Source organism: Curtobacterium sp. Arg-1, from assembly GCF_025643395.1.
Lineage (GTDB): Bacteria > Actinomycetota > Actinomycetes > Actinomycetales > Microbacteriaceae > Curtobacterium > Curtobacterium poinsettiae.
In genome coordinates, this window is record NZ_CP095731.1 from 971977 (window position 1) to 988150 (window position 16174).

Annotated in this window: 11 protein-coding genes, 1 tRNA gene and 1 pseudogene; 10 read left to right on the top strand and 3 right to left on the bottom strand. The window is 71.3% G+C overall.

Translation table 11 applies throughout. The annotated features are described in order from the left end of the window. The first annotated feature begins 107 nt into the window (after positions 1 to 107). Genes murI through rdgB form a run of 3 tightly spaced genes read left to right on the top strand, consistent with a single transcriptional unit; the run spans position 108 to position 2277 of the window. Positions 108 to 953 (top strand): glutamate racemase, encoded by an 846-nt coding sequence (gene murI / locus MXD64_RS04700; RefSeq protein WP_031259647.1) that lies wholly within the window; start codon positions 108 to 110, stop codon positions 951 to 953. Further along, complete coding sequence (gene rph / locus MXD64_RS04705; protein ID WP_017887013.1) at positions 950 to 1687, top strand: ribonuclease PH; 738 nt, start codon at positions 950 to 952, stop codon at positions 1685 to 1687. Before murI ends, rph begins: the two co-directional genes overlap by 4 nt. Further along, on the top strand, positions 1684 to 2277 hold the full coding sequence (gene rdgB, locus MXD64_RS04710) for an RdgB/HAM1 family non-canonical purine NTP pyrophosphatase (RefSeq protein ID WP_042539203.1): 594 nt from the start codon (positions 1684 to 1686) through the stop codon (positions 2275 to 2277). The genes rph and rdgB overlap by 4 nt, the downstream gene beginning before the upstream one ends. Before the next feature lie 118 nt (positions 2278 to 2395). On the opposite strand, the gene MXD64_RS04715 is transcribed toward rdgB, so the two are convergent. From MXD64_RS04715 to MXD64_RS04725, 3 genes are all read right to left on the bottom strand, one after another. Next, a complete protein-coding gene (locus MXD64_RS04715) occupies positions 2396 to 3103 on the bottom strand; it encodes a DedA family protein (protein WP_017887011.1) in 708 nt (235 codons plus the stop codon). 145 nt (positions 3104 to 3248) lie between these two features. Then, a tRNA-Leu gene (locus MXD64_RS04720) sits at positions 3249 to 3329 on the bottom strand. A 212-nt stretch (positions 3330 to 3541) separates the two neighbouring features. Beyond that, positions 3542 to 4849 carry an MFS transporter gene (locus tag MXD64_RS04725; RefSeq protein WP_140448458.1) on the bottom strand — a complete coding sequence of 436 codons (1308 nt, stop codon included), beginning with the start codon at positions 4847 to 4849 and terminating at the stop codon, positions 3542 to 3544. Positions 4850 to 4905: 56 nt separating this feature from the next. Here MXD64_RS04725 and mnmA point away from each other — a divergent pair, with 56 nt between their 5' ends. The 7 genes and pseudogenes from mnmA (at position 4906) to gatB (ending at position 16103) form a co-directional block, all read left to right on the top strand. Then, on the top strand, positions 4906 to 6012 hold the full coding sequence (gene mnmA, locus MXD64_RS04730; RefSeq protein WP_031259645.1) for a tRNA 2-thiouridine(34) synthase MnmA: 1107 nt from the start codon (positions 4906 to 4908) through the stop codon (positions 6010 to 6012). A gap of 66 nt (positions 6013 to 6078) precedes the next feature. After that, positions 6079 to 8408, top strand: a pseudogene (ligA, locus tag MXD64_RS04735) (NAD-dependent DNA ligase LigA). Between the two features lie 178 nt (positions 8409 to 8586). Then, a complete protein-coding gene (locus MXD64_RS04740; RefSeq protein ID WP_263137190.1) occupies positions 8587 to 9969 on the top strand; it encodes an alpha/beta hydrolase family protein in 1383 nt (460 codons plus the stop codon). Between the two features lie 234 nt (positions 9970 to 10203). After that, positions 10204 to 12549, top strand: coding sequence for a transglycosylase domain-containing protein (locus tag MXD64_RS04745; protein ID WP_042539209.1), 2346 nt, complete (start codon positions 10204 to 10206; stop codon positions 12547 to 12549). 190 nt (positions 12550 to 12739) lie between these two features. Continuing rightward, positions 12740 to 13039 (top strand): Asp-tRNA(Asn)/Glu-tRNA(Gln) amidotransferase subunit GatC, encoded by a 300-nt coding sequence (gene gatC / locus MXD64_RS04750; RefSeq protein WP_017887005.1) that lies wholly within the window; start codon positions 12740 to 12742, stop codon positions 13037 to 13039. 11 nt (positions 13040 to 13050) lie between these two features. Then, positions 13051 to 14598, top strand: a complete 1548-nt coding sequence (gatA, locus tag MXD64_RS04755; protein WP_017887004.1) for an Asp-tRNA(Asn)/Glu-tRNA(Gln) amidotransferase subunit GatA — start codon at positions 13051 to 13053, stop codon at positions 14596 to 14598. Further along, positions 14598 to 16103 carry an Asp-tRNA(Asn)/Glu-tRNA(Gln) amidotransferase subunit GatB gene (gene gatB / locus MXD64_RS04760; RefSeq protein WP_017887003.1) on the top strand — a complete coding sequence of 502 codons (1506 nt, stop codon included), beginning with the start codon at positions 14598 to 14600 and terminating at the stop codon, positions 16101 to 16103. The genes gatA and gatB overlap by 1 nt, the downstream gene beginning before the upstream one ends. Positions 16104 to 16174: the final 71 nt, after the last annotated feature.

Genomic DNA, 16174 nt, shown 5'->3' on the forward strand with positions numbered 1-16174 from the left:
CACTAGTGACGTGCCGGTGGGGAGGCCCGGATCACCCCGTGCGCCCGGCCAGCGTGGCGCGCGTGGTCGCGTCGGTGGTCGTCGGCGGGCGTCGGTACGCTGGTGCCGTGACGGATGCACCGATCGGAGTCTTCGACAGCGGGGTCGGTGGGCTCACGGTGGCCCGCGCCATCATCGACCAGCTCCCGCGCGAGAGCATCCGGTACGTCGGGGACACCGTGCACTCGCCCTACGGTCCGAAGCCCATCGCGGACGTCCGCCGCTACGCGCTCGAGGTCATGGACGACCTGGTCGAGCAGGGTGTCAAGGCGCTGGTGATCGCGTGCAACACCGCCTCGTCCGCCGTGCTCCGGGACGCCCGCGAACGCTACGAGCAGGCGTACGGCATCCCGGTGGTCGAGGTCATCCAGCCGGCTGCCCGCGCCGCCGTCAAGCAGACCCGGACGGGCCGCATCGGGGTCATCGGCACCGTCGGCACCATCGCGTCGCGCGCCTACGAGGACGCCTTCGCGGTCGCCGCCGACGTCAGGCTGACCACGGCCGCGTGCCCGCGGTTCGTCGAGTTCGTCGAGGCGGGTGACACCTCGTCGCCGTCGCTCCGTGCGGTCGCGGCCGGGTACCTCGACCCGATCCGCGCCGCCGACGTCGACACCCTGGTGCTCGGCTGCACCCACTACCCGCTGATGTCCGCCGCGATCCAGTTCGTCATGGGTCCGGAGGTCACGCTCGTCTCCAGCGCCGAGGAGACCGCGAACGACGTCTACCGCCGACTCGTGGAGCACGGGCTCGAGCGCACCGCGACCACCGCCCCGACCTACTCGTTCGAGGCGACGGGCGACGACAAGAACGGCTTCATCCGGCTCGCCCGGCGCTTCCTCGGACCCGAGGTCTCGAGCGTCGGCCACCTCCAGACGGGGGCCATCACGCTGCCCCGCACCGAAAGGACCCCATGACCGACACACTCCGCGTCGACGGCCGCACCGCCAACGACCACCGTCCCGTCACGATCGAGCGGGGGTGGAGCTCGCAGGCCGAGGGCAGCGCGCTCATCTCGTTCGGTGACACCAGGGTGCTCTGCACCGCGTCGTTCACCAACGGCGTGCCCCGCTGGCTCGCCGGCAAGGGCACCGGCTGGGTCACCGCCGAGTACTCGATGCTGCCGCGGTCGACGAACGAGCGCATGCAGCGCGAGTCCATCAAGGGCAAGGTCGGCGGCCGCACGCACGAGATCTCCCGCCTGATCGGCCGGTCGCTCCGGGCCGTCGTCGACACGAAGGCCCTGGGCGAGAACACCCTGGTCATCGACTGCGACGTGCTGCAGGCCGACGGCGGCACCCGCACGGCGTCGATCACGGGCGCGTACGTCGCGATGGTCGACGCGATCGAGTGGGGCCGCGCCAAGGGCTTCATCGCGAAGAAGGCCACGCCGCTCACCGACAGCGTGCAGGCGATCTCGGTCGGGATCGTCAAGGGCGAGCCGATGCTCGACCTGGCCTACACCGAGGACTCCGCCGCCGACACCGACATGAACATCGTCACGACGGGGTCGGGCAAGTTCATCGAGGTGCAGGGCACCGCCGAGCACGCGCCGTTCGACCGCGACGAGCTGAACGTCCTGCTCGACCTGGGCCTGGCCGGCAACCAGTCGCTCGCGGCGATCCAGCGTTCGGTCCTGGGCCTGGCGTGACGTCCCGCGAGGTGGTGCTGGCCACCCACAACCAGGGCAAGGTCGTCGAACTGCGCGAGATCCTCGGGTCGGCGTTGGGCGAGGGCGTCGAACTCGTCGGGTACGACGGTCCGGAGCCGGTCGAGGACGGCGACAGCTACGCGGCGAACGCCCTGATCAAGGCCCGTGCCGCGGTCGCCCACACGGGGCTGCCGGCGCTCGCCGACGACTCCGGCATCGCCGTCGACGCACTCGACGGCGCACCGGGCATCCACTCGGCTCGGTACGCCGGCACCCGGTCGGACGCCGACAACATCGCGCTGCTGCTGCAGAACCTGGACGGCGTCGTCGAGCGCACCGCTGCCTTCGTGTGCGCGGCCGCGTTCGTGACGCCCGACGGTCAGGAGCACGTGGTCGAGGCCGTCTGGAACGGCGAGGTCCTGACCGAACCCGTCGGCGACGGCGGCCACGGCTACGACCCGGTGTTCCGGCCGGACGACGCGGATCGTTCGTCGGCGGAGCTCACCCGCGACGAGAAGAACGCGCTGTCGCACCGCAGCAAGGCGTTCCGCGGGATCGCGCCGGTCGTCCGGGAGCACTTCGGCGTCTGAGCGCCGGCGCCCGTTCCGATCCGAACGACCGAAGTCGCCCCGGACCACGTGATCACGTGGTCCGGGGCGACTTCGTTGTCCGTCGACGCGCGGACGCGCCGGACAGTCGGTGCTGCGACTAGAGCGTCGGGTCGACCGTCGGGGTCGCGGCGGCCTCGGCCTCGTTCGCGTGCTTCGCCTTGCGGGCGTTGCGCAGGTACGTCAGCGCCATCGGCACGACGGTCACGACGACGGCGGCCAGCAGGATGATGTCGATGTACTCGCGGACGATGTGCGCCACGAAGGGGATGTGCCCGATGAAGTACCCGAGGAACGTCACCCCCACGCCCCAGACCACGGCGCCGATGGCGTTGTAGAGCGAGTACTTCTTGTAGTCCATCCGGCCGACGCCCGCGGCGATCGGCGCGAAGGTGCGGACGACCGGCACGAAGCGCGCCAGGATCACGGCCAGGGGGCCGAAGCGGTGGAAGAACGCGTTGGTGCGCTCGACGTTCGCCTTCGAGAAGAGCCCGCTGTCCTTGCGTTCGAAGATCGGTGGCCCGGCCTTCTTGCCGATGTAGTACCCGAGCTCGCCGCCGAGGAACGCGGCAGCGCCGATCATCAGCGCTGCGACCCAGATCGGGATGCCGCCGATCTCGCCGCCGCGGTCGAAGGCGAACAGACCGGTGATGACCAGCAGGCTGTCGCCCGGGAAGATGAAGCCGATGAGCAGACCGGTCTCGGCGAACACGATCGCGCAGACCACGAGCACGGCGATGGCCCCGAAGTGGTCGAGGATGTACTGCGGATCGAGCCACGGGATCAGGGCGAGTGCGACGGAGTGCATGGTTCTTCCGGTCGTGGAGGCGGGGGTCACGGGGAGGACACCCGCGGGACGAGGGTACCGCCCGGGAGTGGCCGGGCCATCCCTCGCAGGAATGACCTGCTCGAGGCGTGCGGATGACCGCAACCGTGTGGCAGGAGGGACTCGGTGCGGAAGGAGGGACTCGAACCCTCACGCCTGGGGCACAGGAACCTAAATCCTGCGTGTCTACCGATTCCACCACTCCCGCGAGCAGCGGCAGTCTACCGACCGCGGGGTGCGCGGCGGACGTGCACCGGGCCTCCAGGCCGTGGGACGCACTGTGCGCGATCCGCCACCCGGTGCGACCTTGGCGGCTGGGTGCGGCGCTGTGGATGCGCACGGTGCGGTCAACGGCGCACGGAGCGGAGGAGCACGCACGGTGCGCCACGAAGCGACAGCGCGCACGGTGCGCGCCGTGCGTCAGCGCAACGGGCGCGGCAGGTACCGGGGCACGTAGCGGAGCAGGATGCCCGCGCCGACCAGGCCGAGCACGCCCATGACACCGCTCGCGACCGCGATGGAGGCGACGGCGGTCACGCCGGAGATGAGGAGCGGTGCCGCCGCCGACCCGAAGTCGCCGGTGAACCGCCACGCCCCCAGGAACGGTGCCGGGGCGTCGCGCGGGGCGAGGTCCGCGCCGAGCGTCATGAGGATGCCGGAACCGACGCCGTTCGCCAGCGACATGCCCATCGCGATCGCGACGAACCAGCCGACCCGGGCGTCCAGGTGGCCACTCCAGGCGAGCAGGAAGTAGCTGATGCTCAGGCCGAGCATGCAGGGCAGGGCGCTCGCGAGCCGCCCCCAGCGGTCCATGATCTGCCCGCTCGTGTAGAACAGCGCGAAGTCGACCGCTCCGGCGATGCCGATCACCAGCGCCGCGGTCGAGTCGTCGAGGCCGACGCTCACCGCCCACAGCGGCAGGATCACCTGCCGCCCGGCGCGCATCGCGCCGATCAGGCCGGCGCCGCTGCCGAGCCGCAGCAGGACCGCCCCGTTCGCGCGGATGGTGCGGAAGAGCCCCTGCGCCTCCTGCTGGACGAACTGCGCGCCCGTGTCGGCGGGCGGTTCGGTCGCGTGGCCGCTCGCGTCCGCCCCGTGGCCGGTCGACCGCCTGGAGGCCCGTGGCGGCAACCGCAGACCGCGTGTGCCCGTCGCCGGGTCGCGCAGCACCAGGAGCACGACCGCTGCCGCCAGGCAGCAGACGACGTGGATCCAGAAGGCGCTGCTGGTGGTGCCGGTCAGGTGGATGACACCGGCGGCGATGAACGGCCCGACGAAGTAGCCGAAGCGGAAGACGCCGCCGAGGCTCGACAACGCCCGGGCGCGGATCCGCAGCGGGATCGCGGTGGTCATGTAGGCGTGCCGAGCGAGGGCGAAGACCGCGGTGGAGACACCGACCAGGAACACCCCGAGTGCCAGGACCCAGGCGTTCGTGGCCGTCGTGGCGACCACGAGCCCGACCACCGAGACGAGTGCGGCGCCGATCATCGCGTTCCGCTCACCGATGCGGGCGACGACGATACCGGACGGCACGTCGCCGATGAGCTCGCCGACCAGGATGAGCGAGGCGACGAAGCCCGCGAACGCCAGGCTGGCACCGAGCGAGTCGGCGGCGATCGGGATGATCGGGATGATCGCGCCCTCGCCGATCGCGAAGAGCGCTGCGGGCAGGAACCCGGACAGCAGGACGGACCGGAAGTCGAATGAGTCGTTCCCCGTCGTGGCCATCGCTCGACCAACCGTACGCCAGCGGTACCGCTTCGTCGGCGGGTTACCCTGGGGGCATGCGTGTTCTTGCGGCGATGAGCGGTGGTGTCGACTCGGCGGTGGCCGCAGCCCGGGCGGTCGACGCCGGCCACGACGTGGTGGGCGTGCACCTGGCCCTGAGCCGGATGCCCGGCACCCTGCGCACCGGCAGCCGCGGGTGCTGCACCATCGAGGACTCGATGGACGCCCAGCGCGCCGCGTCGGCCCTCGGGATCCCGTACTACGTGTGGGACTTCTCGGCCCGGTTCAAGGAAGACGTCGTCGACGACTTCGTGGCCGAGTACCAGGCCGGCCGCACCCCGAACCCCTGCATGCGCTGCAACGAGCGGATCAAGTTCGCGGCGCTGCTCGAGAAGGCCCTGGCCCTGGGCTTCGACGCCGTCGCGACCGGGCACTACGCCTCGATCGTCACCGGCCCGGACGGCTCCCGCGAGCTGCACCGGTCGGCCGCCTGGGCGAAGGACCAGTCGTACGTGCTCGGGGTCCTGACCGCCGAGCAGCTGCAGCACGCCATGTTCCCGCTCGGCGCGACCCCGTCGAAGGACGAGGTCCGGGCCGAGGCCGCCGAGCGCGGGCTGACGGTCGCCCAGAAGCCGGACTCGTACGACATCTGCTTCATCCCGGACGGCGACACCCGCGGCTGGCTGGCGGACCGCGTCGGCACGGCTCCCGGCGAGGTCGTCGAGCGGGACGGCACGGTCGTCGGCTCGCACGAGGGCGCGACCGGCTACACCGTCGGACAGCGTCGCGGCCTGGCCCTCGGTCGTCCGGCGCCGGACGGCAAGCCGCGGTTCGTGCTCGAGATCCGCCCGAAGGACAACACCGTCGTCGTCGGCCCGAAGGAAGCCCTCGCCGTCACCTCGATGTCGGGCTCGCGCTTCACCTGGGCGGGCACGGCGCCGGCTGACCCGGCCACGCCGTTCGCCTGCGACGTGCAGATCCGCGCGCACGCCGACCCGGTGCCGGCGACCGCCCGGGTGCAGGACGACGTGCTCGTGATCGACGTCGACGAGCCGCTGCACGGGGTCGCTCCCGGACAGACGGCCGTGGTCTACGTCGGCACGCGGGTGCTCGGCCAGTGCACGATCGACACCACGGTCAGCGCCGTCCCCGTCGACGCCTGACCCCGCCGCTCCCGGGGCACACGCCCGCTGCACGCCGCGTCGGTGGTGCACGGTAGAACTGATGCCATGAGCGAGACCGACGCGACGTTCGAGACCATCGACCCCGACGGGCTCGACGCCGCCCAGGCCGCGCGAGAAGTCGACCGGTTGCGCGCCCGCGTCAACGAGCTGCGGCACGACTACTACGAGGGCAACGCCTCGCCCCTGTCCGACGCCGACTACGACGCGCTGGTGCACCGCCTCGACGCGATCGAGCGGCGGTTCCCGGAACTCGTGACGCCCGACAGCCCGACGCAGACCGTGGGCGGGCAGGCACAGACGACGCAGTTCGCCCCCGTCGAGCACGCCGAACGCATGCTCTCGCTCGACAACGTGTTCAGCCCCGACGAACTGACCGAGTGGGGCGTCAAGGTGCAGCGGGACGCCGGCGCCGAGCGGGTGCGGTTCCTGACCGAGCTGAAGATCGACGGTCTGGCGATCAACCTGCGGTACGAGCACGGTCGGCTCGTCTCGGCGGCCACCCGCGGCGACGGCGTGGTCGGCGAGGACGTCACCGGCAACGTCCGCACGATGGGCACGATCCCGGACCGCCTGTCCGGCACCGGTCACCCGCCCCTGGTCGAGGTCCGGGGCGAGATCTTCTTCCCGGTCGCCGAGTTCGACGAGCTGAACGCCAACCAGCGCGAAGCGGGGAGCGGGTGTTCGCCAACCCGCGCAACGCCGCCGCCGGGTCGCTCCGCCAGAAGGAAGAAGGCAAGTCCGAGGCGAAGCGGGCACTGATGGTCGACCGGTTGCGGCGTCTGCGGATGCTCGTGCACGGCATCGGCGCGTGGCCCGTCCGTGAACTCGAGCAGGGCACCGACGTCCGCAGCCAGTCCGAGGTGTACGAGCTCCTGCAGACCTGGGGACTGCCGACGAGCAGCCACTACCGGGTGTTCGACACCATCGACGAGGTCAACGGCTTCGTCCGCACCACGGGGGAACGCCGATCGTCGGTCGAGCACCAGATCGACGGCGTCGTCGTCAAGGTCGACGACCTCGCCCTGCACGAAGAACTCGGGTCGACCTCGCGTGCGCCGCGGTGGGCGATCGCGTACAAGTACCCGCCGGAAGAAGTCCACACGACGCTCACCGACATCGTGGTCAGCGTCGGTCGGACCGGCCGTGCCACCCCGTTCGCCGTGATGGCCCCGGCCGAGGTCGCGGGGTCCGTCGTCCGCCAGGCCACACTGCACAACCAGCAGGTCGTCAAGGCGAAGGGCGTGCTGATCGGGGACACCGTCGTGCTGCGGAAGGCCGGCGACGTCATCCCTGAGGTCCTGGGCCCGGTGGTCGAGCTCCGCGACGGCTCCGAGCGCGAGTTCGTGATGCCGACCCACTGCCCCGAGTGCGGCACGGAGCTCGCCCCGGCGAAGGAAGGCGACATCGACCTGCGCTGCCCGAACGCGAAGAGCTGCCCGGCGCAGGTGCGCGGCCGGGTCGAGCACATCGCCTCGCGCGGGTCGCTCGACATCGAGGGGCTCGGCGAGGTCGCGGCCGCGGCTCTGACGCAGCCGCTCCGCCCGGAGACCCCGCCGCTCGTGACCGAGGCCGGACTGTTCGACCTGACGATGCAGGACATCGTCCCGATCGAGGTCATCGTCCGCGACGCCGAGACCGGCATGGAGAAGGTCGACGACGACGGCACACCCAAGCGCGTCACGCCGTTCAGCCGGGCGCGCAAGAAGACCGACCCGCCGTTCGACCCCGGAGCACGCGGTGCCGACTACACCGGTGAGCCGAGCCGCTACCCGTCGAAGAACGCGTTCGAGATGCTCGCGAACATCGACGCCGCGAAGACGAAGCCGCTGTGGCGGATCCTGGTCGGCCTGAGCATCCGCCACGTCGGACCCGTCGCCGCCCGTGCCCTGGCGAACCACTTCGGCTCCCTCGACGCCATCCGGTCGGCCTCGCGCGAGGACCTCGCCGCCGTCGACGGGGTGGGCGGCATCATCGCCGACGCCCTGCTCGCCTGGTTCGAGGTCGACTGGCACCGCGAGATCATCGACCGGTGGACCGCGGCCGGCGTGCAGTTCGCCACGCCGGGCCACCCCGGCCCCGGCAGCGCCGAGGTCGAGGGCGGCGTGCTGAGCGGCGTCACCGTCGTCGCGACCGGTTCACTCGAGGGCTACACGCGCGAAGGTGCGCTCGAGGCCATCATGACCGCCGGCGGCAAGGCGGCCTCGAGCGTGAGCAAGAAGACCGACTTCGTGGCCGCCGGACCGGGAGCCGGTTCGAAGCTCACGAAGGCCGAACAGCTCGGGGTCCGGATCATCGACGCCGAGCAGTTCCACCTGCTCGTCACCGAAGGGCCTGCGGCGCTCGCCGAGCCGGAGGCGCCCGCGACCGAGGACTGAGCGGGGCGCGAGCACACGGGATCCGATCCGCTGCGCGCGGCGCGGAGCCGACGGCGCCCAGTCCGGGGGACAAGTTGCATCACGCATGGATGATCCGCGGACATCTCCGTAGACTCGGCGGAGCATCACCCGTCGTCTGCAGGGGGACGTCGGGACGGCCTTCCCGGGGGAGATCCGATTGTTGCTCATCGCCGCGGCTCTGCTCACCGCCTCGATGCACTCGCTCGGAGTGATCGAGGCCCCGGGCGTGCCCCCGGTCCCGGTCGCCAGGGCCACCGCCGTCGCAACGGCCCCGACACGCATCGTGCCGCTCGACGACCTCACCGTCGTCGCCACGTCGGCGTCGCTGCGACGGGTCGGGGTCGACGACCTCGCCGTCGCCCACGGGCGGGCGTTCGTCGAGGACCTCGCTGCACTCGGGCCCGCAGCCCTGCGCCGTGCGGCCACTGACCGCCGCGTCGTGGCAGCCGTGCAGGACGACCCCCCGCCCGCCCAGACCGTCGCGCAGTGGTGGTCGCACCTGCCCGCCGACGAGCAGGACCGCCTCCTCGTGCACGCACCTGCTCTGGTCGGCAACCTCGAGGGCGTGCCCTACGTCGTCCGCGACCAGGCGAACCGCGCGACGCTGCACTCCGGTCTCGCCGACGCCGACGCCCACGTCGGTGCCGCCCGGGCCGCGATGCTCGGGCAGGTGCGGGACTCGCTGGTGCACGAACCGGGTGACCCGCGGCGCTTCCTCGTGACGCTGGACACCCGGGGCTCCGGGCGTGCGGCGATCAGCATCGGTGACCTCGACACGGCGGCCGACGTCACCGTCGTGGTGCCGGGCATGTTCTTCACGGTCACCGGACAGATGACCGACTTCACGAACACGGCGAACGACCTGTCCAGCGAGCAGGCCACCCTCGCCCCGCTCGCCGCGACCGGCAACGGGTCGGGTGTCGCCGTGGTCGCCTGGATGGGGTACCGCACGCCGGACCTGTCCAACATCATGTCGCTCGAACTCGCGCGGACCGGGGCCCAGCGGCTCGAACGGACCGTCGCCGGACTGCGTGCGCTCCGCGCGGACGACCGACCGCGGGTCAACATCGTCGCGCACTCGTACGGGTCGACGGCGGCGATGATGGCCCTGGCGTCGGGCCGGATGACCGCGGACACCCTGACGGTCCTCGGGTCACCGGGCAGCGACGTCCGCTCCGCGTCCGACCTCGCCGTCGCCACCGGGCAGGTCTTCGTCGGCGGCGCGCACAGCGACCCCATCGCGGGCTCCGGGTACTTCGGCACCGACCCCGGCGGAGCCTCGTTCGGGTCCACCGTGCTCGACCTGGCCGGCGGCGCCGACGCTCTGTCCGCCGGGGACGTGTTCCGCCGACCGGTCGGGCACAACGACTACCTGAAGCCCGGAACGGCGTCGCTGCACGACGTCGCCCTGATCGGGATCGGGCGCGGGGACCTGGTGCGCGAGCAGATCCGGCGCGGCAGGTCGGGTGGTGACGGCATCGTCGGTGCCTCGCCGGACATGTACCTCGTGCGCCCGCAGGACCTGCAGCCCCGTGACTGACGGACCGTGTCCGACGGGCGGTGCCCTGCGGATCCTGACGACGCGGTGAGCGTGACCCGATCGTGACCGCCGGCCGACGTGCCGGGGCCGCCGCGGGCCTCCCGGCCGGATCGGTGCGCACGTGCGGATCGCGACGCCGCCTCGAAGGCCGCCTGGGTGGCAACCTGAACGCGACCGCAGCCTGCACTCGTTCCAGGGCAGAACCAGTACAGCCCTGCTGCCTACGGTTCCGTCATGCGTGTGGTGCGATGGCCTGGTGCTCTCCTGATGTTCGTGGTGATGTCCGTGCTCGCCGGCATGCTCGTCGCCGTCGCGGTGACCCCGGCGGTCGCCGTCGCGGGAGAGGGGACGTCGGGGGCGGTGTCGTTCTTCGAGGACCTGCCGACCTACCTCGACGTGCAGACCCCGCAGCAGGTGTCGTCCGTGTACGCGGAGCAGGGCGGGAAACAGGTCAAGATCGCCTCGTTCTACGCCGAGAACCGCACGAACGTGACGGCCGACCAGATGGCGGACACGCTCAAGGAAGCCGCGATCGACACCGAGGACCCGCGCTACTACGACGAGGGCGGCATCGACGTGCTCGGCACCCTGCGCGGTGTCGCCGCGACCGTCGTCGGCGGGGACGTGCAGGGCGGCTCGAGCATCACGCAGCAGTACGTCAAGAACGTCCTGGTGCAGCAGTGCGAACAGCTCACCGGCAAGGACCAGGCCGCGACCAAGAAGAAGATCGACGCGTGCTACCTGGACGTCGCCGGTGTCACCCCGCAGCGCAAGCTGCAGGAGATGCGGTACGCCATCGCCGTCAACAAGAAGTACTCGAAGGACGAGATCCTGACCGGGTACCTGAACCTCGTCGGGCTCGGCGGCCGGGTCTACGGTGCCGAGGCGGGGGCCGAGTACTACTTCGGCGTGCACGCCAAGGACCTGTCGCTCGTGCAGTCCGCCACGCTCGTCGCGATCCTGAACAACCCGTCGAACCTGCGCATCGACGTACCGGGCGACAAGGAGAACGGCAAGGCGAACGGGTACGCGCTGACGAAGGAGCGCCGCGACTACGTGCTCCGCCGGATGCAGGTGCACGGCTCCATCACGAAGGCCGAGATGACGAAGGCGATCGCGACGCCCGTGACGCCCAAGATCACCGAGACCGCCAACGGGTGCTCGGCGGCCGCGACGAGCTACGACGCCGGGTACTTCTGCGACTACGTCCGCGATCAGGTGCTGCAGGACCCGGCGTTCGGCAAGACCGCCGCGGCACGCATCGCCACGCTCGACACCAAGGGCCTGCAGATCCACACCTCGCTCGACCTCGACCTGCAGGGCCAGGCGCAGAACGCCCTGTCGACCTACGTGCCGGCGACCATGGCCGGCGTCGACGTCGGTGGCTCGAACGTCACCGTCGAGCCGGGGACCGGGCGGATCATGTCGATGGTGCAGAACACCACGTACACGCAGGGCGACAACGCCGGCGCCGGTGCCACCGCGGTCAACTACAGCGCCGACTCCGGGTACGGCAACTCCGGCGGGTTCCAGACCGGCTCGACCTACAAGGTGTTCACCCTGGCCGAGTGGCTCGCCAGCGGCCACACCCTGTCCGAATCCGTCTCCACGACCGAGCACACGTTCCAGAACTCCGAGTTCACGAACTCGTGCCAGAACGTCAGCGGCGGGGTCTGGCCCGTCGCGAACGCCGAGACGGTGCCGGCGTCGATGACCGTGCAGGCCGCGACCGTCGAGTCGATCAACACGGCCTTCGGCGCGATGGGCAAGCAGCTCGACCTGTGCAAGATCGCCCAGCTCGCGCAGGCGATGGGGATCCACCGGGCCGACGGGGCCGCCCTCGGCCAGACGCCATCCTCGATCCTCGGCGTGAACGAGCTGTCGCCGATCGACCTGGCCGAGGCCTACGCGGGCTTCGCCAACGGCGGCGTCGTCTGCACGCCCACAGCGATCGACTCGGTCACCGAGGCCGACGGCACGAAGATCACCCCGACGCCGTCGTCCTGCACGCAGGGCGTCTCCGCCGACGTCGCGGGCACCGTCGACTACGCGCTGCAGGGTGTGCTGTCCGGATCGGGGACCGCCGCGACCGCGAACCCCGGGGACAGCGTGCCGAAGTTCGCGAAGACCGGCACCACCGACGGTGACGTGCAGAACTGGCTGGTGGCGTCGTCGACGAAGTACACGAACGCCACCTGGATCGGCAACGTCCAGGGCGGCGTGAGCCTGGCGCACTGGCCGTTCCTGCAGGGCACGACCGGGTACAGCGCGAAGTTCGGGGTCGGGAAGTCGATGATGGCGTACCTGGACCAGACCGTCGGCGGGGGAGCGCTGCCGGCACCGAGCCAGGCGATGATCGGGCAGGCGAGCAAGTCGTCCTCGTCGTCGTCTTCCTCGTCGTCGGGCTCCTCGTCCGGGCAGGGGAACGCGCAGGACGACCAGGCGACACCGGCGCCGACGTCCGCGCCCGACGGGGGTGCTGCCGCGTCTCCCGCTCCGGCTGCTCCCGCTGCACCGGCGGCTCCGGCGGCTCCGGCGGCTCCGGCCGCGCCGGCTGGCGGCGGCAAGGACGGGAAGTGACCGCTCGGGTCCACGCCGCCGGTTCCTGAACGACGCGCCAGCGTCGGGAAGGCCGTGCCCGTGGGGCGCGGCCCGCTGCCGGTCCGGACGCCCGGCACCGGGCCGGGCGTGCGTTGTCCACAGCCGCGCCTGCGCGCTCGACGCAGCCAATAGACTGTTGGGCATTCCACGAACCGATCGACGGAGCACCATGCCTGACATCACGAGCGAGCAGGTCGCGCACCTGGCGAACCTCGCACGTATCGCACTCACGCCCGACGAGATCGAGAAGCTGACCGGGGAGCTGTCGCACATCGTCGAGAGCGTCGCCAAGGTCGCCGAGGTCGCGACCGACGACGTCCCGGCGACGAGCCACCCCGTGCCGCTCGGCAACGTCACCCGACCCGACGTGGTCGGCACGACGCTGACGCAGGAGCAGGCGCTCTCCGGGGCGCCCGACTCCGACGGCGAACGGTTCCGCGTGACCGCCATCCTCGGCGAAGAACAGTAGGGCGAAGAACAGTGACCGACGACATCACCAAGCTGAGCGCCGCGGCGCTCGCCGACGCCCTGGTGGCCCGCGACGTCTCGAGCGTCGAGGCCACCCAGGCCCACCTCGACCGGATCGCCGCCGTCGACGGCGACGTGCACGCGTTCCTGCACGTCAACCAGAACGCCCTGGCAGCCGCGAAGTCGATCGACTCGCGCCGTGCCGCCGGCGACGACCTCGGGCCGCTCGCGGGTGTGCCGATCGCCGTCAAGGACGTCCTGTGCACGCAGGACATGCCGACGACATCGGGGTCCAAGATCCTCGAAGGCTGGGTGCCGCCGTACGACGCGACCCCCGTCGCGAAGCTCCGCGCCGCCGGCCTCGTGCCGCTCGGCAAGACCAACATGGACGAGTTCGCGATGGGCTCGACCACCGAGTTCTCGGCCTACGGGCCCACCCGCAACCCGTGGGACCTCGACCGGATCCCCGGCGGATCCGGTGGTGGCTCGGCCGCTGCGGTCGCGGCGCACGAGGCACCGCTGGCCCTCGGGTCCGACACGGGTGGCTCCATCCGCCAGCCGGGTGCGGTGACGGGCACGGTCGGTGTGAAGCCGACCTACGGCGGGGTGAGCCGCTACGGCGCCATCGCCCTGGCGTCCAGCCTCGATCAGATCGGTCCGGTGTCCCGCACGGTCCTCGACGCCGCGCTCCTGCACGACGTCATCGGCGGGCACGACCCGAAGGACTCCACGTCCATCCCGGACGCCTGGCCCTCGATGGCCGCCGCCGCACGCGAAGGGCTGCAGGCGGACACGCTCCGCGGCCTGCGGGTCGGCGTGGTCAAGGAACTCGCCGGTGGTGACGGCTTCCAGGCCGGTGTCACGCAGCGTTTCCAGGAGACCGTCGCGCTGCTCGAGTCGGCCGGCGCGGTCGTCGTCGAGATCGATGCGCCGTCGTTCGCGTACGCCATCAGCGCGTACTACCTGATCCTCCCGGCCGAGGCGTCGTCGAACCTCGCCAAGTTCGACTCGGTGCGCTTCGGCCTCCGCGTCACGCCCGAGAACGGTGCCACCGTCGAGGACGTCATGGCCGCCACGCGTGAAGCCGGCTTCGGGCCCGAGGTCAAGCGGCGCATCATCCTCGGCACCTACGCCCTGAGCGCCGGGTACTACGACGCCTACTACGGCTCGGCGCAGAAGGTCCGCACGCTCGTGCAGCGCGACTTCCAGGCCGCGTTCGAGCAGGTCGACCTGCTCGTCAGCCCGTCCGCGCCGACGACCGCGTTCCCGATCGGTGAGCGCATCGACGACCCGCTGGCGATGTACCTCAACGACCTCACGACGATCCCGGCGAACCTGGCCGGCGTGCCCGGCATGAGCATCCCGAACGGCCTCGCGCCCGAGGACGGCCTGCCCGTCGGCGTGCAGCTCATGGCGCCCCAGCGCGAGGACGCCCGGCTGTACCGCTACGGTGCCGCGCTCGAGCGTCTGCTCGAACAGCAGTGGGGCGCACCGCTCATCGCGTCCGTCCCGGACCTCGACCAGAGTCAGCAGTCCGCTGCGCAGGAAGGTGTGATCTGATGGCGCAGAAGGACGCGCTGATGGACTTCGACGAGGCGCTCGAGCGCTACGAGCCGGTGCTCGGCTTCGAGGTCCACGTCGAACTCGCGACGAAGACCAAGATGTTCTCGGACGCCCCGAACTTCTTCGGCGGCGAACCCAACACGAACGTCACCCCGGTCGACCTGGGGCTGCCCGGGTCGCTGCCGGTCGTGAACGCGCAGGCCGTTCGGTACTCGATCCAGCTCGGGCTCGCGCTCGGCTGCTCGATCGCCGAGTCCTCGCGGTTCGCCCGGAAGAACTACTTCTACCCGGACAACCCGAAGAACTACCAGGTCTCGCAGTACGACGAGCCCATCGCCTACGAGGGCGAGGTCGAGGTCGAGCTCGCCGACGGCACGATCTACAACATCCCGATCGAGCGCGCCCACATGGAAGAGGACGCCGGCAAGCTGACCCACGTCGGTGGTGCCACCGGCCGCATCCAGGGTGCCGAGTACTCGCTCGTCGACTACAACCGTGCCGGTGTGCCGCTGGTCGAGATCGTCACGAAGCCGATCTTCGGTGCCGAGCACCGCGCCCCCGAGCTCGGTGCGGCGTACGTGCAGGTCATCCGCGACCTCGTCCGGGCGCTCGGTGTCTCCGAGGCGCGCATGGAGCGCGGCAACCTGCGGTGCGACGCGAACATCTCGCTGCGTCCCCGCGGGCAGGAGAAGCTCGGCACCCGCACCGAGACGAAGAACGTCAACTCGTTCCGTGCCGTCGAACGTGCGATCCGCTACGAGATCCAGCGTCAGGCCGCGATCCTCGCCGCCGGTGGCTCGATCACGCAGGAGACCCGCCACTGGCACGAGGACACCGGTCGCACCTCGGCCGGTCGCCCGAAGTCGGACGCCGACGACTACCGGTACTTCCCGGAGCCCGACCTGCTGCCCGTCGTGCCCGACCCGGCCGTCGTGGCAGAGCTCCGGGCCTCGCTGCCCGAGGCCCCGGTCGCACGTCGCCGTCGTCTGAAGGCGGACTGGGGCTTCGCCGACCTGGAGTTCCAGGACGTCGTCAACGGCGGGCTGCTCGACGAGGTCGAGGGCACCGTCGCCGCCGGCGCCGCACCGCAGGCCGCCCGCAAGTGGTGGACCGGTGAGATCAGCCGCGTCGCCAACGCGCAGGACGCCGCCCCCGGTGACCTGGTGTCGCCGAAGCACGTCGCCGAGGTCATCGCGCTCGTCGAGTCCGGTGACCTGACCGACCGCCTGGCGCGCCAGGTGCTCGAGGGCGTCATCGCGGGCGAGGGTTCGCCGGCCCAGGTCGTCGAGGCCCGGGGGCTCAAGGTCGTCTCGGACGACTCCGCCCTGACCGCCGCGGTCGACGAAGCGCTCGCGGCGCAGCCCGACGTGCTGGCCAAGATCCAGGACGGCAAGGTCCAGGCGGCCGGAGCCATCATCGGTGCCGTCATGAAGGCCATGAAGGGCCAGGCCGACGCCGCACGCGTGCGTGAACTCGTGCTCGAGCGCGCGCAGCAGTCGTAGGCGGTCCCACCTCGCAAGGGCACGGTACCGGTCGGTGCCGTGCCCTCCGTGCGTCCCGGTTGCCGTGTGCA